Origin of the sequence: Streptomyces sp. NPDC006140, from assembly GCF_040628815.1 — a bacterium.
In the GTDB taxonomy this organism is placed as follows: domain Bacteria; phylum Actinomycetota; class Actinomycetes; order Streptomycetales; family Streptomycetaceae; genus Streptomyces.
Map to the genome: position 1 here is coordinate 1 of NZ_JBEXTS010000004.1, position 21,496 is coordinate 21,496.

The 21,496-nt window shown below is 71.8% G+C and carries 16 protein-coding genes and 1 pseudogene; 10 read left to right on the plus strand and 7 right to left on the minus strand.

The window, feature by feature from the left end; genetic code table 11:
- From ABZ386_RS12845 to argG, 6 genes and pseudogenes are all read left to right on the plus strand, one after another.
- Window positions 1-330, plus strand: a pseudogene (locus ABZ386_RS12845) (ABC transporter); the annotation flags it as partial.
- Window positions 327-1,139 carry an ABC transporter permease gene (locus tag ABZ386_RS12850; protein WP_358964727.1) on the plus strand — a complete coding sequence of 271 codons (813 nt, stop codon included), beginning with the start codon at window positions 327-329 and terminating at the stop codon, window positions 1,137-1,139. The pseudogene ABZ386_RS12845 and the gene ABZ386_RS12850, both read left to right, overlap by 4 nt.
- Before the next feature lie 166 nt (window positions 1,140-1,305).
- Entirely contained in the window at window positions 1,306-3,117 is a 1,812-nt protein-coding gene (locus tag ABZ386_RS12855) for a methylmalonyl-CoA mutase subunit beta (RefSeq protein ID WP_358964728.1), read from the plus strand.
- Complete coding sequence (gene scpA / locus ABZ386_RS12860; RefSeq protein ID WP_358964729.1) at window positions 3,114-5,306, plus strand: methylmalonyl-CoA mutase; 2,193 nt, start codon at window positions 3,114-3,116, stop codon at window positions 5,304-5,306. The genes ABZ386_RS12855 and scpA overlap by 4 nt, the downstream gene beginning before the upstream one ends.
- Window positions 5,303-6,298: a methylmalonyl Co-A mutase-associated GTPase MeaB gene (gene meaB / locus ABZ386_RS12865; RefSeq protein ID WP_358964730.1), complete on the plus strand. Its 996-nt coding sequence runs from the start codon at window positions 5,303-5,305 to the stop codon at window positions 6,296-6,298. Before scpA ends, meaB begins: the two co-directional genes overlap by 4 nt.
- A 71-nt stretch (window positions 6,299-6,369) precedes the next feature.
- A complete protein-coding gene (gene argG / locus ABZ386_RS12870; protein ID WP_351335195.1) occupies window positions 6,370-7,824 on the plus strand; it encodes an argininosuccinate synthase in 1,455 nt (484 codons plus the stop codon).
- 75 nt (window positions 7,825-7,899) lie between these two features.
- Here argG and pntB read toward each other — a convergent pair whose 3' ends face one another.
- Both pntB and ABZ386_RS12880 read right to left on the minus strand, forming a co-directional pair.
- Entirely contained in the window at window positions 7,900-9,333 is a 1,434-nt protein-coding gene (pntB, locus tag ABZ386_RS12875; RefSeq protein ID WP_351335192.1) for a Re/Si-specific NAD(P)(+) transhydrogenase subunit beta, read from the minus strand.
- A gap of 6 nt (window positions 9,334-9,339) precedes the next feature.
- On the minus strand, window positions 9,340-10,896 hold the full coding sequence (locus ABZ386_RS12880) for a Re/Si-specific NAD(P)(+) transhydrogenase subunit alpha (RefSeq protein ID WP_351335189.1): 1,557 nt from the start codon (window positions 10,894-10,896) through the stop codon (window positions 9,340-9,342).
- 297 nt (window positions 10,897-11,193) lie between these two features.
- Between ABZ386_RS12880 and ABZ386_RS12885 the strand changes: the two genes are divergently transcribed.
- Together ABZ386_RS12885 and ABZ386_RS12890 are read left to right on the plus strand one after the other, a co-directional pair.
- A complete protein-coding gene (locus ABZ386_RS12885; RefSeq protein WP_358964897.1) occupies window positions 11,194-12,723 on the plus strand; it encodes an MFS transporter in 1,530 nt (509 codons plus the stop codon).
- Window positions 12,724-12,857: 134 nt separating this feature from the next.
- Window positions 12,858-13,847 carry an Lrp/AsnC family transcriptional regulator gene (locus tag ABZ386_RS12890; RefSeq protein WP_358964731.1) on the plus strand — a complete coding sequence of 330 codons (990 nt, stop codon included), beginning with the start codon at window positions 12,858-12,860 and terminating at the stop codon, window positions 13,845-13,847.
- Here ABZ386_RS12890 and ABZ386_RS12895 read toward each other — a convergent pair.
- Genes ABZ386_RS12895 through ABZ386_RS12910 form a run of 4 tightly spaced genes read right to left on the minus strand, consistent with a single transcriptional unit; the run spans window position 13,844 to window position 18,717 of the window.
- The gene (locus tag ABZ386_RS12895) at window positions 13,844-15,508 is read right to left on the minus strand and encodes an alpha-amylase family glycosyl hydrolase (protein ID WP_358964732.1); all 1,665 of its coding nucleotides are present in this window, start codon (window positions 15,506-15,508) and stop codon (window positions 13,844-13,846) included. The two genes, ABZ386_RS12890 and ABZ386_RS12895, sit on opposite strands and share 4 nt — an antisense overlap.
- A gap of 31 nt (window positions 15,509-15,539) precedes the next feature.
- Entirely contained in the window at window positions 15,540-16,373 is an 834-nt protein-coding gene (locus ABZ386_RS12900) for a carbohydrate ABC transporter permease (protein WP_358964733.1), read from the minus strand.
- Window positions 16,370-17,404, minus strand: a complete 1,035-nt coding sequence (locus ABZ386_RS12905; protein WP_351335178.1) for a sugar ABC transporter permease — start codon at window positions 17,402-17,404, stop codon at window positions 16,370-16,372. The genes ABZ386_RS12900 and ABZ386_RS12905 overlap by 4 nt, the downstream gene beginning before the upstream one ends.
- An 11-nt stretch (window positions 17,405-17,415) precedes the next feature.
- Entirely contained in the window at window positions 17,416-18,717 is a 1,302-nt protein-coding gene (locus tag ABZ386_RS12910; RefSeq protein ID WP_351335175.1) for an ABC transporter substrate-binding protein, read from the minus strand.
- Between the two features lie 286 nt (window positions 18,718-19,003).
- Between ABZ386_RS12910 and ABZ386_RS12915 the strand changes: the two genes are divergently transcribed.
- Both ABZ386_RS12915 and ABZ386_RS12920 read left to right on the plus strand, forming a co-directional pair.
- The gene (locus ABZ386_RS12915; RefSeq protein ID WP_358964734.1) at window positions 19,004-20,065 is read left to right on the plus strand and encodes a LacI family DNA-binding transcriptional regulator; all 1,062 of its coding nucleotides are present in this window, start codon (window positions 19,004-19,006) and stop codon (window positions 20,063-20,065) included.
- A 65-nt stretch (window positions 20,066-20,130) separates the two neighbouring features.
- The gene (locus tag ABZ386_RS12920; RefSeq protein ID WP_351335170.1) at window positions 20,131-20,943 is read left to right on the plus strand and encodes a class I SAM-dependent methyltransferase; all 813 of its coding nucleotides are present in this window, start codon (window positions 20,131-20,133) and stop codon (window positions 20,941-20,943) included.
- On the opposite strand, the gene ABZ386_RS12925 is transcribed toward ABZ386_RS12920, so the two are convergent.
- Window positions 20,830-21,405, minus strand: coding sequence for a transcriptional repressor (locus ABZ386_RS12925; RefSeq protein WP_114256113.1), 576 nt, complete (start codon window positions 21,403-21,405; stop codon window positions 20,830-20,832). The genes ABZ386_RS12920 and ABZ386_RS12925 overlap by 114 nt on opposite strands.
- Window positions 21,406-21,496: the final 91 nt, after the last annotated feature.

Below are 21,496 nucleotides of genomic sequence, written 5' to 3' on the forward strand. Positions count from 1 at the left end.
GACCAGCTCGCCGACCGCATCGCCGTCCTGCACGACGGAAAGATCGCCGCCGAGGGCACCGCCGAGGAACTGAAGCGCATCGTGCCCGGCGGACACGTCCGGCTCCGCTTCACCGACCCCGCCGCCTACCGCGCCGCCGCCTCCGCCCTGCGCGAGGCCACGAGGGACGACGACGCCCTCGCCCTGCACATCCCCAGCGACGGCAGCCAGCGCGAACTGCGCTCCCTCCTCGACTGGCTCGACGCCGCCGGCATCGAGGCCGACGAACTCACCCTGCACACCCCCGACCTCGACGACGTCTTCTTCGCCCTGACGGAGGCTGCCCGATGAGCACACCCACCGCCCCCGCCCGCCCGGCCCGGATCTCCCTCGCCGTGCGCGACTCCTCCACCATGCTGCGCCGCAACCTCCTGCACGCCCGGCGCTACCCGTCGATGACCCTGAACCTGCTGCTCACGCCGATCATGCTGTTACTGCTGTTCGTCTACATCTTCGGCGACACCATGAGCGCGGGCATCGGCGGCGGAGACCGCTCCGACTACATCGCCTACATCGTCCCCGGCCTGCTGCTGATGACCATCGGCAGCACCACGATCGGCACCGCGGTCTCCATCACCAACGACATGACCGAGGGCATCATCGCCCGCTTCCGTACGATGGCGATCCACCGCCCCTCGGTGCTCGTCGGGCACGTCGTCGGCAGCGTGCTCCAGTCGGTCATGAGCGTGGTCCTCGTCGGCGCCGTCGCCGTGGCCATCGGCTTCCGGTCCACCGACGCCAACGCCCTGGAGTGGCTCGCGGCCTTCGGACTGCTCGTGCTCTTCGCCCTGGCGCTCACCTGGATCGCGGTCGGCATGGGCCTGTCCAGCCCGAACGCCGAGGCCGCCGGCAACAACGCGATGCCGCTGATCCTGCTGCCGCTGCTGTCCAGCGCCTTCGTCCCGGTCGACGCGATGCCGGGCTGGTTCCGGCCGGTCGCCGAGTACCAGCCGTTCACCCCGGCCATCGAGACCCTGCGCGGCCTGCTGCTCGGCACCGGGATCGGCCACAACGGATGGCTCGCCGTGGCCTGGTGCCTGGGTCTCGCGGTGCTCGGCTGCTTCTGGTCGACCTCGAAGTTCAACGCCGACCCGAAGTGACCACCACGACGGCACGGACCGCTCCACGCCCGAGGGCGGCGCACACCGACATCCCGTCGGCGTACGCCGCCCCGGCGGCGTGTCGGCGAGGTCACATTCAGGGGGAGGGCAAGGTCACAGCCGCGCCCTCTGCTGCTCCTTCGTGCTCGTGTCCTAGCATCCGAGCATGACGGTCCTGCCTGACGACGGGCTTGAGCTGGCCGGCGAGTTCCCTGACGTTCCCCACGAGCAGTGGCAGCGCCTGGTTGCGGGTGTGCTGCGCAAGTCGGGCAAGGACGTCGAGGGGGCCGAGGCCGAGGAAGCCCTGTCCACCGCGTTGGAGGACGGGTTGCGCACCCGGCCCCTCTACACCTCGCACGACGCCGCGCCCGAGCCGGGGCTGCCCGGGTTCGCGCCCTTTGTGCGGGGCGGCCGGGCCGAGGGGAACACCGTCGGCGGCTGGGACGTACGGCAGCGGCACACGACGGCCGACCGCGACGCGGTCCTCGCGGACCTGGAGAACGGCGTCTCTTCGCTCTGGCTGACGGTCGGGGACGGCGGAATCCCGGTCGCGGAACTGGGCCGGGTCCTCGACGGCGTCTACCTCGATCTGGCCCCCGTCGCCCTCGACGCGGGACGCGAAACCGGGTCCGCCGCACGGGAGTTGCTGCGGCTGTACGAGGAGCGGGGAGTCGCCCGGGACGCGGCGCGCGGCAGTCTGGGCGCGGATCCCCTCGGGTACGAGGCCCGGACCGGGCAGCGGGCCGAGGCCGCGCCGGCCACGGAGCTGGCGCGGCTGTGCGCCGCGGAGTACCCGGGGCTGCGGGCGCTGACCGTGGACGCGCTGCCGTACCACGAGGCCGGTGGTTCGGCCGCGCAGGAGCTGGGCGCCTCGCTGGCGACGGCGGTGGCGTACCTGCGGGAGCTGACCGAGGCGGGCCTGAGCGTCGAACAGGCCTGTGGACAGCTGGAGTTCCGGTACGCGGCGACCGCCGACCAGTTCCTCACGATCGCCAAGCTGCGGGCCGCGCGCCGGCTGTGGGCCCGGGTCGCCGAGGTCTGCGGCGCCCCGCGCGCGGGAGCGCAGCTCCAGCACGTCGTCACCTCGCCGGTGATGATGACCCGGCGCGACCCGTGGGTGAACATGCTGCGCACCACCATCGCCACGCTCGCCGCGGGCGCGGGCGGGGCCGACGCGGTGACCGTGCTGCCCTTCGACCACGCCCTCGGCCTGCCCGACGCGTTCGCGCGCCGCATCGCCCGCAACACCTCGACGATCCTCATCGAGGAGTCGCACCTGGCCCGGGTGATCGACCCGGCGGGCGGCTCCTGGTACGTGGAGCGGCTGACGGACGAACTCGCCCACGCGGGCTGGGAGTTCTTCCAGCGCGTCGAGCGGCTCGGCGGCATGGCGGCCGCCCTGCGCTCGGGTGAGGTCGAGCGGGACCTCGCCGAGACCTGGCGGGCGCGGACCGCCAGGCTGGCCAAGCGGCGCGAACCCGTCACCGGTGTCAGCGAGTTCCCGTTCCTGGCGGAGAAGCCCGTGCTGCGCGAGAGCGCGCCGGAGCAGCCGTCCGGCGGGCTGCCGCGGGTGCGCCGTGACGAGGCCTTCGAGGCGCTGCGCGCCCGCTCGGACGCGCACCTGGCCGCGACCGGCTCCCGGCCCCGGATCTACCTGGCCGCGCTCGGCCCGGCCGCCGCCCACACCGCGCGTCTCACCTTCGCCTCGAACCTGTTCCAGGCGGGCGGCATCGAGCCGGTCACCGAGGGCACGTTCGCGGAGAGCGGCGCGAGCGAGGCCGTGCTGTGCTCCAGTGACGCCCTGTACGAGGAGCAGGCGGTGGTCCGGGCCGCGGAACTCAAGGAGGCGGGCGCCTCGCACGTGTTCCTCGCCGGGCGGCCCGGGGAGTATCCGGGTGTCGACGCGTACGTCTTCGCGGGCTGCGACGCCGTGGCCGTGCTGTCCGCGACCCTCGACCGCATGGGAGTGTCCCGATGACCGCCCCTTCCGGCCCGTCCGTCCCCGACTTCTCCGGGATCGAGCTGGGCGTCCCGGCCGCCGACGGCACGCCCGACGAGTGGCGCGCGGCGGTCAAGAACGCCTCCGGCGGGGACGACCTGCTGTGGGAGACCCCGGAGGGCATCGCGGTCAAGCCGCTGTACACCGGCCGTGACCTGGAGGGCCTGGACTTCCTGGACACGTACCCGGGAGCGGCGCCGTACCTGCGCGGCCCGTACCCGACGATGTACGTCAACCAGCCCTGGACGATCCGCCAGTACGCCGGTTTCTCCACGGCCGAGGAGTCCAACGCCTTCTACCGGCGCAACCTCGCGGCCGGGCAGAAGGGCCTGTCGGTCGCCTTCGACCTGCCCACGCACCGGGGTTACGACAGCGACCACCCGCGCGTGACCGGTGACGTCGGCATGGCGGGCGTGGCCATCGACTCGATCCTCGACATGCGGCAGCTGTTCGACGGGATCCCCCTCGACAAGATGACGGTGTCGATGACGATGAACGGCGCCGTGCTGCCGGTGCTGGCGCTGTACATCGTCGCCGCCGAGGAGCAGGGCGTACCGCCGGAGAAGCTGGCGGGGACCATCCAGAACGACATCCTCAAGGAGTTCATGGTCCGCAACACCTACATCTATCCGCCGAAGCCGTCGATGCGGATCATCTCCGACATCTTCGCCTTCACCTCCCAGCGGATGCCCCGCTACAACTCCATCTCCATCTCCGGCTACCACATCCAGGAGGCCGGTGCGACGGCGGACCTGGAGCTGGCGTACACGCTCGCGGACGGCGTGGAGTACATCCGGGCGGGCCGTGAAGCGGGCCTGGACGTGGACGCGTTCGCGCCGCGGCTGTCGTTCTTCTGGGCGATCGGCATGAACTTCTTCATGGAGGTCGCCAAGCTGCGGGCGGCGCGCCTGCTGTGGGCGAAGCTGGTGAAGCAGTTCGACCCGCGGAACGCCAAGTCCCTTTCCCTGCGTACCCATTCGCAGACCTCGGGCTGGTCGCTCACCGCGCAGGACGTGTTCAACAACGTCACGCGCACCTGTGTCGAGGCCATGGCGGCCACCCAGGGCCACACGCAGTCGCTGCACACCAACGCCCTCGACGAGGCGCTCGCCCTGCCCACCGATTTCTCGGCGCGCATCGCCCGCAACACCCAGTTGCTGCTCCAGCAGGAGTCCGGCACGACCCGGGTCATCGACCCGTGGGGCGGCAGCGCGTACGTGGAGAGGCTGACGTACGACCTGGCGCGGCGGGCCTGGCAGCACATCCAGGAGGTCGAGCAGGCGGGCGGCATGGCCAAGGCCATCGACGCGGGCATCCCGAAGCTGCGCATCGAGGAGGCCGCGGCCCGTACGCAGGCCCGGATCGACTCGGGCCGTCAGCCGGTCATCGGCGTCAACAAGTACCGCGTGGAGACCGACGAGCAGATCGACGTGCTGAAGGTCGACAACTCCTCGGTGCGCGCCCAGCAGATCGAGAAGCTGCGGCGGCTGCGCGCGGAGCGCGACGAGACGGCCTGCCGGGACGCGCTGGACGCGCTGACCCGGGCCGCCGCCGGCGAGGGCAACCTGCTGGAGCTGGCCGTGCACGCGGCCCGCGCCAAGGCCACGGTCGGGGAGATCTCCGACGCCCTGGAGAAGGTGTACGGCCGGCACGCGAGCCAGATCCGTACGATCACCGGCGTGTACCGCAACGAGACGGGAGAGTCCCCGAGCGTGGACCGCACCCGCACCCTGGTGTCCGCTTTCGAGGAGGCCGAGGGCCGACGCCCGCGCATCCTGGTCGCCAAGATGGGCCAGGACGGCCACGACCGCGGCCAGAAGGTGATCGCCACGGCCTTCGCCGACCTCGGTTTCGACGTGGACGTCGGCCCGCTGTTCCAGACGCCGGCCGAGGTGGCCCGGCAGGCCGTCGAGGCGGACGTGCACATCGTCGGCGTCTCCTCGCTGGCGGCCGGTCACCTCACCCTCGTCCCGGCGCTGCGCGAGGCGCTGGCCGGGGAGGGCCGGGAGGACATCATGGTCGTGGTCGGCGGGGTGATCCCGCCGCAGGACGTGCCGACGCTGCTGGAGATGGGCGCGGCGACCGTGTTCCCGCCCGGGACGGTGATCCCGGACGCGGCGTACGACCTGGTGAAGCGGCTGTCGGACGACCTCGGGCACGACCTGTGATCGATGTCGACGCGTATGTGAAGGGCGTGCTCGACGGGAAGCGGGCGATCATCGCCCGCGCGATCACGCTCGTCGAGTCGACCCGGCCGCAACACCGCGCGCTGGCCCAGGAGTTGCTGACGGCCCTGCTGCCGCACAGCGGCCGGGCCCGGCGCATCGGGATCAGCGGGGTGCCCGGCGTGGGCAAGTCGACGTTCATCGACGCCTTCGGCACGCTGCTGACCTCCCTCGGGCACCGGGTCGCGGTGCTGGCCGTCGACCCGTCCTCCAGCCGTACGGGCGGCTCCATCCTGGGCGACAAGACCCGCATGGAGCGCCTGGCGGTGGACCCGGCGGCGTTCGTGCGCCCCTCCCCCACGGCCGGGACGCTGGGCGGGGTCGCCAAGGCCACCCGCGAGTCGATCGTGGTGATGGAGGCGGCCGGCTACGACGTGATCCTGGTGGAGACGGTCGGTGTCGGCCAGTCGGAGACGGCCGTCGCCAACATGGTCGACTCGTTCCTGCTGCTCACCCTCGCGCGTACCGGCGACCAGCTGCAGGGCATCAAGAAGGGCGTGCTGGAGCTGGCGGACGTGATCGCCGTCAACAAGGCGGACGGGCCGCACGAGCGTGACGCCCGGGCCGCCGCGCGGGAACTGGCCGGCGCGCTGCGGCTGATGCACGGCAAGGACGCGTTCTGGACGCCGCCAGTGCTGCACTGCAGCGCCCGCGAGTCGACCGGCCTGGACGCGGTGTGGGAGCGCCTGGAGCAGCACCGCACGCTGCTGGACTCCACGGGCCGGCTCACCGCCAAGCGGCGCGACCAGCAGGTCGACTGGACGTGGGGCATGGTCCGCGACGAACTCCTCGGCCGGCTGCACGCCGACCCGGCGGTGCGGGCCCTGGCGCCCGTGCTGGAGCAGCGGGTACGGGACGGCGAGCTGACGCCGACGCTGGCGGCCGAGCGGATCCTCGGCGCGTTCGGCGGCGGCTCAAAGGCGGCGGATTCCTGAAGCGCAAGCGGTCCGAGCGCCGATTTCGCATACGGCTTGCATGACTATGCAAAGTGATACATACTCTTTCTATGTCCAAGGTCCTCACCTCCCTGCCCGCCGGCGAGCGCGTCGGCATCGCCTTCTCGGGCGGTCTCGACACCTCCGTCGCGGTCGCGTGGATGCGCGACAAGGGCGCCGTCCCGTGCACCTACACCGCCGACATCGGCCAGTACGACGAGCCCGACATCGCCTCGGTGCCCGGCCGTGCCAAGACCTACGGCGCGGAGATCGCGCGCCTGGTCGACTGCCGCGCGGCACTGGTCGAGGAGGGCCTGGCCGCGCTGACCTGCGGCGCGTTCCACATCCGCTCGGGCGGGCGGGCGTACTTCAACACCACCCCGCTGGGCCGCGCCGTCACCGGCACGCTGCTGGTGCGGGCGATGCTGGAGGACAACGTCCAGATCTGGGGCGACGGCTCCACCTTCAAGGGCAACGACATCGAGCGGTTCTACCGCTACGGCCTGCTCGCCAACCCCCACCTGCGGATCTACAAGCCCTGGCTGGACGCGGCGTTCGTGACCGAGCTGGGCGGCCGCAAGGAGATGTCGGAGTGGCTGGTCGCCCACGGCCTGCCCTACCGCGACAGCACGGAGAAGGCGTACTCCACCGACGCCAACATCTGGGGCGCCACGCACGAGGCCAAGACCCTGGAGCACCTGGACACCGGCATCGAGACGGTCGAGCCCATCATGGGCGTCAAGTTCTGGGACCCCGAGGTCGAGATCGCCACCGAGGACGTGACGATCGGCTTCGACCAGGGCCGCCCCGTGACGATCAACGGCAAGGAGTTCGCCTCCGCCGTCGACCTGGTCATGGAGGCCAACGCCATCGGCGGCCGGCACGGCCTCGGCATGTCCGACCAGATCGAGAACCGGATCATCGAGGCCAAGAGCCGCGGCATCTACGAGGCCCCCGGCATGGCCCTGCTGCACGCCGCCTACGAGCGCCTCGTCAACGCCATCCACAACGAGGACACCCTCGCCCAGTACCACACCGAGGGCCGGCGCCTCGGGCGGCTGATGTACGAGGGCCGCTGGCTGGACCCCCAGGCGCTGATGATCCGCGAGTCGCTCCAGCGGTGGGTCGGCGCGGCCGTCACCGGCGAGGTCACGCTGCGGCTACGGCGCGGCGAGGACTACTCGATCCTCGACACGACCGGCCCGGCGTTCAGCTACCACCCGGACAAGCTGTCCATGGAGCGCACCGAGGACTCCGCGTTCGGCCCGGTGGACCGGATCGGCCAGCTCACCATGCGCAACCTGGACATCGCCGACTCGCGCGCCAAGCTGGAGCAGTACGCCGGCATCGGCCTGATCGGCACCGGCAGCCCCACCATCGGCGCCTCCCAGGCCGCCGCGACCGGCCTGATCGGCACCATGCCGGAGCTGCCCGAGGGCGGCGCCGAGGCCATCGCCTCCCGGGGCGCGGTCTCGGAGGAGGACGCCTGGCTGGACCGCGCGGCGATGGAGTCGGGCAACGACTGACCTGTCCCGGTGACCACGGCGGAAGGGCCGGCCCGACAGTGTCGGGCCGGCCCTTCCCCTTGCGCGGCCGGTGGTTCAGCGGGAGGTGCCCGCCATCTCCGGGACCGGCGCGTCGAGGGCGTCCAGGCCGCGCAGGATGTCCTCCACCCGCTGCTTGGCGTCGCCGAAGAGCATCTGGGTGTTCTCGCGGAAGAACAGCGGGTTCTGCACGCCCGCGTACCCGGCGGCCATCGACCGCTTGAAGACGACCACGTTCGCCGCCTCCCACACATGCAGCACCGGCATGCCCGCGATGGGGCTCGACGGGTTGTCGGTGGCGGCCGGGTTGACCGTGTCGTTGGCGCCGATGACCAGGACGACCGAGGTGGCGGCGAAGTCGTCGTTGATCTCGTCCATCTCCAGGACGATGTCGTACGGCACGTTCGCCTCGGCCAGCAGCACGTTCATGTGCCCGGGCAGCCGGCCGGCGACCGGGTGGATGCCGAACCGTACCTCGACGCCCCGCTCGCGCAGCTTGCGGGCGAGTTCGGCGACCGGGTACTGCGCCTGGGCGACGGCCATGCCGTAGCCCGGGGTGATGATCACCGAGGAGGCGTTGCCGAGGAGTTCCGCGGTCTCCTCGGCGCTGATCTCGCGGTGCTCGCCCTGCTCGCCCTCGTCGGCCGCGGCGGCGGGAGTGCCGAAGCCGCCGGCGATCACCGAGATGAAGGACCGGTTCATCGCCTTGCACATGATGTACGACAGGTAGGCACCGGAGGAGCCGACCAGCGCGCCGGTGACGATGAGCAGGTTGTTGGCGAGCAGGAAGCCCGAGGCGGCCGCCGCCCAGCCGGAGTAGCTGTTCAGCATGGAGACCACCACCGGCATGTCACCGCCGCCGATCGAGGCGACCAGGTGCGCGCCCAGGGCGAGCGCGATCACGGTGACGGCGATGAGCAGGCCCATGTTCGGGCGGGCGACGAACGCGATGGTCAGCCCCACGAAGGCGACCAGCGCGCCGATGTTCAGCACGTGCTTGCCCGGCAGGGTCAGCGGGCGGGAGGCGATGCGCGCCGAGAGCTTCAGGTAGGCGACGACCGAGCCGGTGAAGGTGACGGCGCCGATGAACACGCCGATGAACACCTCGGCGTGGTGGATGCCGAGCAGCGAGCCGGAGAGTTCGGCGTCGACGTCGAGGTAGCCGTTCCAGCCGACGAACGCGGCGGCCAGGCCGACGAGGCTGTGCATGATGGCGATCAGCTCGGGCATACCGGTCATCTCGACGACCCGGGCCCGCCAGAGCCCGATGCCGGCGCCGACGGCGGTCGCGACGGCGATCAGCACCAGCCCGGTGGCGGAGATGCTGCGCGAGGCGAGACCGACGGTGGCGGCCAGCGCGACGACCATGCCGGCGATGCCCCAGACGACTCCGGAGCGGGAGGTGCGGTGCTGCGAGAGGCCGGCGAGGCTGAGGATGAACAGCAGCGCGGCGACGACGTAGGCGGCCTGGGCGGCCGTGTCTGTGGTCATCCCTGATCAGCCCTTCGAGAACATGCCGAGCATGCGGCGGGTGACGGCGAATCCGCCGAAGATGTTGATGCTCGCCAGCAGGATCGCGGCGAACGACAGCACGGTGACGGCGGTGTCCCCCTGCCCGATCTGGAGCAGCGCGCCGACCACGACGATCCCGGAGATGGCGTTGGTGACCGACATCAGCGGGGTGTGCAGGGCGTGGTGCACGTTGCCGATGACGTAGAAGCCGATGACGATCGCCAGGACGAACACCGTGAAGTGGCCGAGGAGTTCGCCGGGTGAGAAGGCCGTCACGAGGAACAGCGCGAGCGCCCCGGCGGCGACCAGGGCGTAGGAGGCCCACGCGGGCCGGGCGGGCTTGGCCGCCGCCTCGGGGGCGGGCGCCGCGGTGTCCTTCGCGGGGGCGGGGGCCGGTGCGGCGGACACCTGCACCGGGGGCGGCGGCCAGGTCTTCTCGCCCTCGCGGACCACGGTGATCGAGCGCTGCACCACGTCGTCGAAGTCGAGGACGAGCCGGCCGTCCTTGCCGGGCGTGAGGAGCTTCATCAGGTTGACGACGTTGGTGCCGTACAGCTGCGAGGCCTGGGCGGGGAGCCGGCCGGGCAGGTCGGTGTAGCCGATGATCGTCACGTCGTTGTCGGTGACGACGGCCTTGCCCGGGACCGTGCCCTCGACGTTGCCGCCCTGGGCCGCGGCCATGTCGACGATGACGCTGCCGGGCTTCATGCGCGCCACGTCCTCGGCGGTGATCAGCCTCGGCGCCGGGCGGCCGGGGATGAGCGCGGTGGTGATGATGATGTCGACGTCGGCGGCCTGCTCGGCGTAGAGCTGCGCGGCGAGCCGGTCGTAGTCCTCGGAGGTGGCCTTGGCATAGCCGTCGGTGCTCACCTCCTGCTCGGCGGAGACCGTCAGGAACTCGCCGCCCAGGGAGCGGACCTGCTCGGCGACCTCGGGCCGGGGGTCGGTGGCGCGGACCACGGCGCCGAGGCTGCGGGCCGCGCCGATCGCCGCGAGTCCGGCCACACCGGCCCCGGCCACCAGGACCTTCGCGGGCGGCACCTTGCCGGCGGCGGTGACCTGGCCGGTGAAGAACCGGCCGAAGGCGTGCGCGGCCTCGACCACGGCCCGGTAGCCGGCGATGTTCGCCATCGAGCTGAGGACGTCCAGGGACTGGGCGCGCGAGATGCGCGGCACGGCGTCCATGGCGAGCACGGTGATCGGCCGCCGGGCCAGCTCCTCGACCAGTTCCGGGTTGAGCGCGGGGCTGATCAGCGCGATCAGGGTCGCCCCGTCGCGCAGCCGGCCGATCTCCTCGCGGGAGGGCCCGTTCACCTTGAGCACGATCTCCGCCTGCCACGGGTCGCCGAGCCGGGCTCCCGCCTCCTCGTAGGCCTCGTCGGAGAAGCGGGACGAGGCCCCCGCTCCCGGTTCGACCACCACGTCGTACCCGAGTGCGGCAAGTCTCCCCACGGTGGCCGGCGTGGCCGCCACCCTGGTCTCGCCCGCAGTGGACTCGGCCGGTATGCCGATCCGCTGGGGTTCCGGTTCCGCTGGGACCATCGTCTGCCTCTCTCGTCGTTCGGGTGCCTGTTCTCCATCGGTGCCCGCATCCTGCACGCTCGACGCGGTATTGGCGGCGGGCCGTGGTCACATGGCCGAGGAGGTCGTCCTCACACCACCGAGGGGTTGCCGCGAGAGGCGTACGGGGGTATCGGTGTGCCGCCCGGGACGAGAGTGTGCTGTGATGCGGCCCGACAGGGCCGGGCGCAGACTGGGTTTGTGAGCAGCACGCGCCTGGGGCGCGGGACCGCGTCCCCTTCCCGAACCGCTCCGCAGCAGACCGTGGCGCTGGCGGCGATGATGTTCGCCGTCGCCATGACCTTCATCGACCAGACCATCGTGTCCATCGCGGCTCCGGACATCGTCCGCGAACTGGGCCTGTCGTCCTCCGGCATGCAGTGGGTGGTCAACGCCTACCTGCTGGTCCTCGCGGCGTTCTTCGCCCTCGGGGGGCGCCTCGCGGACCTCTACGGGCCGCGCCGGGTCGTCGTGACCGGCACGCTGGTGTTCGTCGTCTCGTCGGTGCTGTGCGGCTGCGTCCCCGCGGGCGGTGCGGCGCAGACCTGGCTCATCGTGTTCCGCGCCGTCCAGGGGTTCGGGGCGGCCCTGCTCTTCCCGGCGGCCCTCGCCGTGGTGGTGGCGGTCTTCCCGGTCGAGCGGCGCGGCCGCGCCCTCGCCCTGTTCTTCGGCGTCACCGGCGCGCTGACCGCCCTCGGCCCGCTGCTGGGCGGCTGGCTGACGAGCTGGACGTGGCGGGCCGTCTTCTGGGTCAACGTCCCGGTCGCGATCGTGGCGCTGGTGCTCACGGCCCTGGCGCACATTCCCGACCGGCGGCGGCCGGGCACGCTGGACGTGCGGGGCGCCGTCCTCGTCGCGGCCGGCATGGGCCTGAGCGTCCTGGGCTTCCAGCAGGCCTGGTCCTGGGGGTGGGACAGCTGGGCGACCTGGGTGTGCGTGGTGGGCGGCCTCGTGGTGCTCCACGGGTTCGTCCGCTACGAGCGGCAGCAGGCGCATCCGCTGATCGACCTGCGGGTCTTCCGGGACCGGGCGTTCACCGTGGACGCGGCGGTGCTGTTCTTCGCGATGCTCGCCTTCGTCCCGCTGTTCTTCTTCGCCTCCGTGTACGCGCAGGTGTCCCTGAGCGCCTCGCCGAACCAGGCGGCGCTGTTCCTGCTGTACTTCTTCGCGGGCTTCGCGATCGCCTCGCAGTGGGGCGGCCGGATCCTGGACAAGCAGGGCGCGCGCCCGGCCCTGAAACTCGGCACGGCGGTGGGCGCCGCCGGGTTCGCGCTGTGGGCGGGCGAGCTCACCGACCTGTCCATGCACGACCAGTGGCCGTACGCGGCCCTGGCCGGGGCAGGTATCGGCCTCGTCCTCGCGCCCGCCTCGACGGACGCCGTCAACCGGGCCATCGGGGCGTCCTACGGCGAGGTCACCGGCATCACCCAGACCGTGCGCAACTACGCGGCCAGCGTGGGCCTGGCCGTCTACGGCACGATCCTCACGCACGTCACGACCCGCAACGTGGTGAGCACCCTGGAGTCCCGGGGCGTGCCCGCCGGCGACGCGGACACCGTGGCACGTGACGTCACCGAGTCCGTCACGGGCAACGGCGACTCCCGGCCGCCCACCGGCACCGGCACCGCCGCCGAGGCGACGCGGGACGCGATGGCCGCCGTCCGCATGGACTTCGCCGAGGCCAACCAGTGGGTGTTCTACGGCATGGCCGTCGCCCTGGGCCTCGGTTTCCTGTGCGCCCTGCGCCACCCGGGCGGCAGGGCGGACGCGGCCTCGCGGGCGGCCGAACCGGCCGTGCGGGCCCACTGACCGCCGGACGAAGGCTCGTCGCGGAACCGCCCGGGCGTGCCGTGCGTCCAGCCCGCGGCCGGCTGCGCCACGACAGCCGCCGACGTGGTCTCCTTGCAGTCCGTGCGTGATCACGAGGCGAGGAGGAGACAGCGATGGAACCGGGCGCCGCCCTCGATCCGCTCGACCTGAAGCTGCTGCAGGCGCTCCAACTGGACGGGCGGGCGCCGTTCAGCCGGATCGCGCACGTGCTCGGCGTCTCCGACCAGACCGTCGCCCGGCGGTACCGGCGGCTGCACACCCGCGCCCGCCTGAAGGTGCTCGGTGTGGCCGACGAGAACCGCCTCGGCCGCAGCAGCTGGATCGTCCGGCTGCGCTGCACCCCGGACGTGGCCGAGCAACTGGCGGGCGGGCTCGCCCGGCGCCCGGACACCTCCTACGTCAGCCTGAACTCCGGCGGCACGGAGGTGATGTGCATGATGAAGCCGCGCAACCGGGAGGCCCGCGACGAACTCCTCCTCGACCGGCTCCAGCGCACCCCGCGCGTCACGTCGGTCAGCGCCCACTGCGTGCTGCACCCGTTCTACGGCGGCGCGCTCGGCTGGCTGAACAAGGCCGACGCCCTCTCCCCCGACGAGCAGGCGGCGCTGCGCCCGCCGCCCGTCGCGGCGCCCGCGGGCCCGGTCGCCCTGGACGCGGACGACGAGTCGCTGATCGACGTCCTGCGGCACGACGGCCGCGCCACGCTCACCGAACTGCAGTCGGCCACCGGCCAGTCGGAGTCCGTGGTCAAGCGGCGCCTGGAGTGGCTGCGGTCCACCGGCGTGCTCTACTTCCGCGTCCAGCACGACACGAGCCTGCTCGGCCACGAGGTGGAGTCCATCCTGTGGCTGACGGTGGCCCCGGCCGCCCTCGCTTCCGTGGGCCGCGCCCTCGCCGAGCACCCCCAGGTCCCCTTCGCCGCGGCCGTCACCGGCCAGGCCAACATCTTCGCCGCCAGCCTGCACCGCAGCGCCGGGGACCTGTACACGTACCTGAGCGAGAAGATCGGCGCCCTCGAAGGCGTCCAGTCCGTCGAGACCGCGCTGACCCTGCGCCGCATCAAGCAGCTCTCCTACGAACCCAGGCGCACCGGCTCCGCCTAGTGTTCGTCCACCGCCAGCCACACCGCCCGGTCCGGCTCCAGCACACCGTCCACCAGCGGGCCGCTGGAGAGGAGGACCGCGGAGTGGGCGGGCAGCGCGTACGGCTCGGGCGAGAGGTTGACCACGCAGGCGAAGCCCGGGTCGCGGCCGAAGGACAGGACCCCCTCCGGGGCGTCCCGCCAGGTCATGGTGCCGTCGCCGAGGGCGGGGTGGTCGCGGCGGACGCGCAGGGCCGTGCGGTACAGCTCCAGCATGGAGTCCGGGTCGCCGGTCTGCGCCTCGACGCTCAGCCCGGCCCAGTCGGCCGGCTGGGGCAGCCAGGGGGTGGCGCCGGCGGGGCCGAAGCCGTACGGGGGTGCCTGGCCGGACCAGGGGATCGGGACGCGGCAGCCGTCGCGGCCCCGGTCGGTGTGGCCGGAGCGTTCCCAGATCGGGTCCTGGAGGGCGGACTCGGGCAGGTCCTCGACCTCGGGCAGGCCGAGTTCCTCGCCCTGGTAGACGTAGGCGCCGCCGGGCAGGGCGAGCATCAGCAGGGCGGCGGCGCGGGCCCGCCGGGTGCCGAGTTCGAGGTCGAGGGGGCCTTCGGGTTCGTACCGCGCGTTGGCGAGCCAGCTCCGCGCGGCGCTGCGGCCGTAGCGGCTGGGGTGGCGCATCACGTCGTGGTTGGACAGGACCCAGGTGGCGGGTGCGCCCACCGCGCCGAGCATGGCGAGGGAGTCGTCGATGACGGCGCGCAGGTCCTTGGCGTCCCAGCCGCACATCAGGAAGTCGAAGTTGAAGGCCGTGTGCAGGCCGTCCCGGCGGACGTAGGCGGCGAGGCGTTCGGGGGTGTCCGCCCAGGCCTCGGCGACGAAGGAGCGGTCGCCGGGGAACTCGTCGGCGACCTTGCGCCAGGCGCGGTAGATCTCGTGCACCTCGTCCCGGTCCCAGTGCGGATGGTCCAGGTGCGGGCGGACCTCGTCGCGGCGGGTGAGCGGTCCCGCCACCGCCGGTTCCGCGCGGGGCGGCAGGTCGGGCAGCTCCGGGTGTTTGACCAGGCCGTGGGCGACGTCGATGCGGAAGCCGTCGACGCCCCGGGCGAACCAGAACCGCAGGATCGACTCGAACTCGGTCCGCACCTCGGGGTGCTGCCAGTTGAGGTCGGGCTGCTGGGGTGCGAAGAGGTGGAGGTACCAGTCGCCGTCGGGCAGCCGGGTCCAGGCCGGGCCGCCGAAGCAGGAGACCCAGTCGTTCGGGGGCTGCGCCCCGTCGGGGCCGCGCCCGGGCCGGAAGACGTAGCGCTCGCGTTCGGGGCTGCCGGGTCCGGCCGCCAGGGCCGCCCGGAACCAGGCGTGCTGGTCGGAGGTGTGGTTGGGCACGATGTCGGGGATGACGCGGATCCCGTGCGCGTGCGCTTCCTCGATGAGCCGCTCGGCGTCGGACAGGGTCCCGAACAGCGGGTCGATGTCCCGGAAGTCGGCGACGTCGTAGCCGTGGTCGGCCATGGGCGACCGGTACCAGGGGTTGATCCAGATGGCGTCCACGCCCAGCGACTTGAGATGGGACAGGCGGGCGCGCAGGCCGGCGATGTCGCCGACACCGTCGCCGTCGCCGTCGGCGAAGCTGCGGATGTAGACCTGGTAGATGACGGCGCTGCGCCACCAGGGTGCGGGACGGGGCATGGCACTCCTCACAAGAGGACGGGGGCGGTGGCTACTTGGCCGCGCCGGCGGTGAGCCCGGCGACGATCCGGCGCTGGAAGAGCAGCACCATGACCACCAGCGGGATGGTCACGACGACGCCCGCGGCCATCTGACTGCCGAACGGCGTCTGGTAGGTGGTGGCGCCGGAGAACTTGGAGATGGCGACGGTCGCGGTCTGCATGCCGGGCTTGTTGGTCATCGACAGGGCGATGAGGAACTCGTTCCAGGCGGCGATGAACGTGATGATCGCGGTGGTGAAGATGCCCGGCGCGGCGAGCGGCACGATGACCTTGCGGAATGCCTGGCCGCGGGTGCAGCCGTCGACCATGGCGGCGTGCTCCAGCTCGTCCGGCATCTGCCGGAAGAACGTGGTCAGGTTCCACACCGCGAGCGGCAGCGTGAAGGACATGCTGGGCACGATCATCGCCTGGTAGGTGTTGATCCAGCCGATGTCCGTGAACAGCTTCAGCAGCGGCACGACGATCGACACCACCGGGAACATCGAGGTGGCGATGATCAGCGTGAGGATCAGTCGCTTGCAGCGGAACTCCAGCCGGGCCATCGCGTAGGCGGTGAAGGTCGCCAGCAGCAGGGACAGCGCGGTGGTGACGCCCGCGACGATCAGGCTGTTGAGCAGTGCCCGGGTGAAGCCCTGGGCGGGGCTGAAGACCGAGCGGTAGTTCTCCAGGGACAGCGGGGAGGGCAGCAGCGAGGTGCTGAAGATGTCGCTGCTGCGGCGGAGGCTGGAGACCAGCATCCAGTAGAACGGGGCGAGGCAGTAGGCCACCACCGCGGCGATGCCCAGGTACGGCAGCCACTGCCGCCACTTGGCCGTGAGGATCATGCCGTCACCTCCCGTGCCTTGCGCGGCCTGCTCTTTCTCGCGCCGCCCACTTCTCCGATGAGGTCGGCGCCGAGCAGCCGGACGAAGGCGAGCGCGATGAGGAAGACGTAGAGGAAGAGCAGGACCGCGTAGGCGGAGGCCGGTCCGAAGCGGACGTTGGAGGCCTCGTTCTGGGCGAGCATGGACAGGGTCTCCACGGAGCCCTTCTGGGCGCCGATGAGGATGTAGGGCAGGTCGAACATCCGCAGTGCGTCCAGGCAGCGGAAGAGCACCGCGACCAGCAGGGCGGGTTTCACCAGTGGCAGGGTGATGCGCCAGAACTGCTGGAGGGCGCTCGCCCCGTCGAGCCGGGCCGCCTCGTAGACCTCCTTGGGGACGACCTGGAGGCCGGCCAGGACGAGCAGTCCGATGAAGGGGGCGGTCTTCCACACGTCGGCGATGACGACGGCGACCTTGGCGGAGAAGCCGTCGGCGGTCCACAGCACCTGGTGGCCGAGGAGGACGTTGGCGATGCCGTCGGCGTTGAAGATCCACTTCCAGAGGAGTCCGGAGATGGCGGTGGGGATGGCCCAGGGCACGAGGATGCTCGCCCGCACCAGGCCGCGGCCCCGGAACGCCTTGTGCATGATGAGCGCCATGGCCACGCCGATCACGGTCTCCAGCGACACCGTGACGACGGTGAAGAACGTGGTGTTCCAGAAGGCGTTCCAGAAGCGGTCGCCGGCCTGGGTGAAGATGTCGGTGTAGTTCTTCAGGCCGACGAACGGCTCGGTGTCGCTGATGAATCCGGTCCTGGGGTCCAGTCCCTTGGGCCCGTAGAGGGACTCGTCGAGCGCCATGAGCGTCGGGTAGAGGACGACGATCGTCAGTACGAGCAGGGTCGGGGAGACCAGCAGTGCCGCCAGCCGTCCGGAGCCGGCGGTGGCGCGGGAGCGGGGGCGCCGCGTGGCCGGGGACCGCCCGGCGCGGCGGGTGGCCGCCGCCCCGGGCACGGTCGCGGTGGCATCGAGCGGGATCGTGGTGTCGGCCATGATCCGCGCCCTCACTGGGCCGTCAGCTTCTGCAGGTCGGCCTGCAGGTCCTTGAGCGCCTGGGCACTGCTCTTCTTGCCGGTGAGGGCGGCGTAGACCTCGTTCTGGATCGCGGCGGTGACGTCGCCGTACTGCACGACGCGGGGGCGGGGTACGGCCTTGGTGATGGACTGCTTGAGGTCGGGCAGGTACGGATACTGCTTGTCCAGCGCGGCGTTGTCGTACAGGTCGGCGTAGGGCGGGGCGAGGGAGGCGTTCTTGAGGAAGTAGGTGGCGCTCTCCTCGCTGGTGAAGAACTTCATGAAGTCCAGGGCCGTGGCCTTGTGCTGGGCGAAGGACGACAGGGCCAGGTTCGAGCCGCCGAGGCTGGAGGCGCCGGGGCCGTTCAGGCCGGGCAGGGGCGCGACGGCGAACTTGCCCTTGATGGCGCTCTTCTGGGCCAAGGAGTACACGTAGGGCCAGTTGTTGAGGAAGACCAGCTTGCCGGACTGGAAGGCCTGGCGGCCGTCCTCCTCCTGGTAGGTGATGGCCTCCTTGGGGATCGTGCCGTCCTTGAAGGACTTGACGAGGAAGTCGAGGCCCTTCTTCGCCTGCGGGGTGTCGACGTCGGGCTTGCCGTTCGCGTCGGTGATCCGGCCGCCCGCGGAGTTCACGGCCTCGGCGAAGTTCACCGTGAGTCCCTCGTACTTCTGGAACTGCCCGGCGTAGCAGGACATGTTCTTCGCCTCGGGCAGCTTCTTCACCTTGGCGCAGTCGGCGGTCATCTGCGCCCAGGTGGCGGGGGGTTGCGTGATGCCGGCCTTCTTCAGCAGGTCGGTGCGGTAGAAGAGCAGGCCGCCGTTGGAGCTGGCGGGGACGGCGTAGAGCTTGCCGCGGTACTTGCCGGTCTCCACGACGGGCTGGAGCATCTTGCCGAGCGGGAACTGGTTCGCGGGCAGCGGCTCGATCCACTGGTGGGCGGCGAACTCCGACGTCCACACGACGTCGGTGGCGAGGACCGTGTAGGCGTCGGACTTCGTCTCCGCGTTCTGGATCATCTGCTGGCGCTGCGAGTCGGCGTCCGTGGGCAGCTGGATGAAGGTGACCTTCTCCTTGGGGTGGGCCTTGTTCCAGCGGTCGATGATGGTCTGGACGGTGCCCGTGGTGTCCTTGCCCGCGACGTAGGTGATGGGGCCGCGGCCGTTGAACTTCGCCGGCGCGGGCTGCGCGGAGCCGGAGCCGCTGCCGCCGGACGAGCCGCAGGCGGTGAGGAGGAGCCCGGCGGCGGTGAGCGCTGCGGAACACTGGATCGCTCTGGCGGTGCTGGTCTTCACTGTCTCTCCTGGTCGTGACGTACCGAAGTCGTGACGGTTCCCCCGGGATGGCTTTGGTCATGAGATTGCGTTGCCACGGCATTCCGCTGATAAAAAACGCAGGTCACAGCGGATGAGAGGCGTCCCTCCGGGGCGACTTCGATCCTGTCGAGACAACGTTTGCACGCTAGGAGCGCCCCGTCGGGAAGTCAATGTGCTCCAACGCCCCAAGAAGGCAAGAATCAGGTGAGACAGCGCTACCAGCACGAGCCGCGGAGCGCAGGGTGGCTGTGCTAGCGTCCGGCACATGTCACCAGGTCAGCGGCACCCCACGATGGCCGACGTCGCCGAGCGGGCCGGGGTCTCCGTCTCCACCGTCTCGCGCACCCTGCGCGGTCTGACCACCGTCTCGCCGGACGTCCGCGCCCGGGTCGAACAGGCCGCGCGGGAGCTGGACTTCGCGGCCTCCCGGCATGCCGCGAGCCTGGTCACGGGCAGGACGGGCAGCGTCGCGGTGCTGGTGCCCACGCTCTCCTCGTGGTTCGTGGGCGCGGCCCTGTCCGGTCTGGGTCTCGTCCTGCGGGCGGCCGGCATGGACCTGACGGTGTACGTGATCCCCGGCATGGCGGAGCGCAGGGCGTTCTTCGAGCATCTCCCGGCCCGGCGCAACGCGGACGCGCTGCTGGTGTTCTCCTTCGACCTCACCGAGGAGGAGACCGGGCGGCTGGACAAGCTCGGCATGCCGGTCGTCTACGTCAGCCAGCACGTCGACGGACGCCCGAGCGTCTACGTCGACGACGTGGCCGGCGCGCTGCGCGGCACCCGGCACCTCATCAACCTCGGCCACCGCCGGATCGCCTATGTGCAGACGGTGGGCACCGGCGGTTTCTCCTTCAGCTCGCAGGAACGGCTGGTCGGGTACCGGCAGGCCCTCACCGAGGCGGGCATCCCGCCGGACGAGGACCTGGTGGTGGCCACCCCGGCGGGCGACAAGCGGGGCGCCGCCGAGGCGGTCGGCAGGCTGCTGGGGCTGCGGGAGCCGCCCACCGCGGTCTTCGCCGAGCAGGACGAGGTGGCGGTCGCCGTGATCTGGACCCTGCGGGCGACGCGGATCGACGTGCCCGGGCAGGTGTCGGTCGTCGGCTTCGACGACCAGCCGGTGGCGCAGTGGTTCGATCTGACCACCGTGGCACAGTCGCCCTCGCGGATCGGCCGGGAGGCCGGCGAGCTGGCCCTGTCGCTCATCAACGACCCGGGCGCGGACCGCGAACGGCACCTCGTGCTGCCGACCCAGGTGATCCCCCGGGCCACGACCGCGCCGCCCCCTGCCCCACGCAGTGCGCCGGATCGCCAACTGCCGCCCGACTGAGGGAAATCACCACGCCCCGGGTGCGCCTGCTGCCTAGACTCGGCCGAAAACGAGGGGGCTGCCGTATGACCACCGGTCAGAACACCGTCGGAGACGTCTTCAGCGCGGGAGCGGAGGAGTTCCACCGCTGGTCCGGGGCGCTGTGGGACCCGGTCGGCGAGGCCACGGCGGAGGTGGCCGCCCCGGCCGTCGGGGAGTCGGTGCTGGACGCCTGCTGCGGGGCCGGGGCGTCGGCGCTGCCGGCCGCGCGGGCCGTGGGGCCGGCGGGCCGGGTGGACGCCGTGGACCTCGCGGAGGGGCTGCTGGCGATCGGCGAGCGCCGGGCGCGGGAGGAGGGCCTGGCCAACATCCGCTTCCACCACCACGAGGTGACCTCGTGGCCCGCGCCCGGCGACGGTTACGACGTCGTGCAGTGCGCGCTCGGGGTGTTCTTCTTCCCGGACATGGACCGGGACTCGGCCGCGCTTGCCGGGATGGTGCGCCCCGGGGGCAGGTTCGTCGTGACGGTCTGGGAGAAGGGCGCCCTCGGCGGCTGGCAGTCGGCGTTGTGGGACGCGGTCCGCACGGAGCGCGACCTGCCGCGTCCGCCGCAGCGGGAGCAGCTGGCCCGGATCGACTCCACCGACACCCTCGCGGCCTGGCTGACGGACCTCGGCGGCGGCGAACCCCGGGTCGTCCGGCGGCGGTTCGACACGCCGCTGACCCCGGAGACGGCCTGGGTCCTGGCCACCGGCAGCGGTACGCGCGGGATGTTCGCCGGGCTGTCACCGGCGGCCGTCGAGCGGGTGCGCGCCGAGTTCACCGCCCGGCTCACGGCGGACGCGGTCACCGACCTCGACGTACGCGTCCTCGTGGGCACGGCCCGCTTCACCGGCTGACCGGGCCGGCGGGCAGGCGGCCGGGGCCGGCTCGCGCCCGCACGGCCCGCAGACGCCGGTGAGTTCGAGGGTGTGCTCCAGTTCCGAGAAGCCCGTGATCTCGGCGAGCCGGGCGGCCCACTCCTCGACCGTCTCCGCGTCCACGGGCCGGCTGCGCCCGCAGCGGCGGCAGATGAGGTAGTGGCGGTGCTCACCGGTCGGCCGCCCCAGGTACAGCCGCTCACCGCCCTCGTCGCGTACGACGTCGACGAACCCGGCGCGGTCCAGTTCGCGCAGGGTGCGGTAGACGGTGGTGAGGCCGACGGTGCTGCCGGAGTCGGCCAGCAGGGCGTGCAGTTCCTGCGCGGAGACGAACTCGCGGCAGCGGCCCAGGGCGTCGAGCACGGCCCGGCGCTGCCGGGTGCTGCGCAGGCCCGGGGCGGGGACACGTCCCGCCGCCGGGCCCTGCTCCGCTTCGCCCATCAGGGGACTCCTAGGTCGACCGGGGTCTTCGTCGGCACCCCATGCTAGATGAACATGGTTTTCACGTCGATGAGCGACCCGGCCGTCTCGC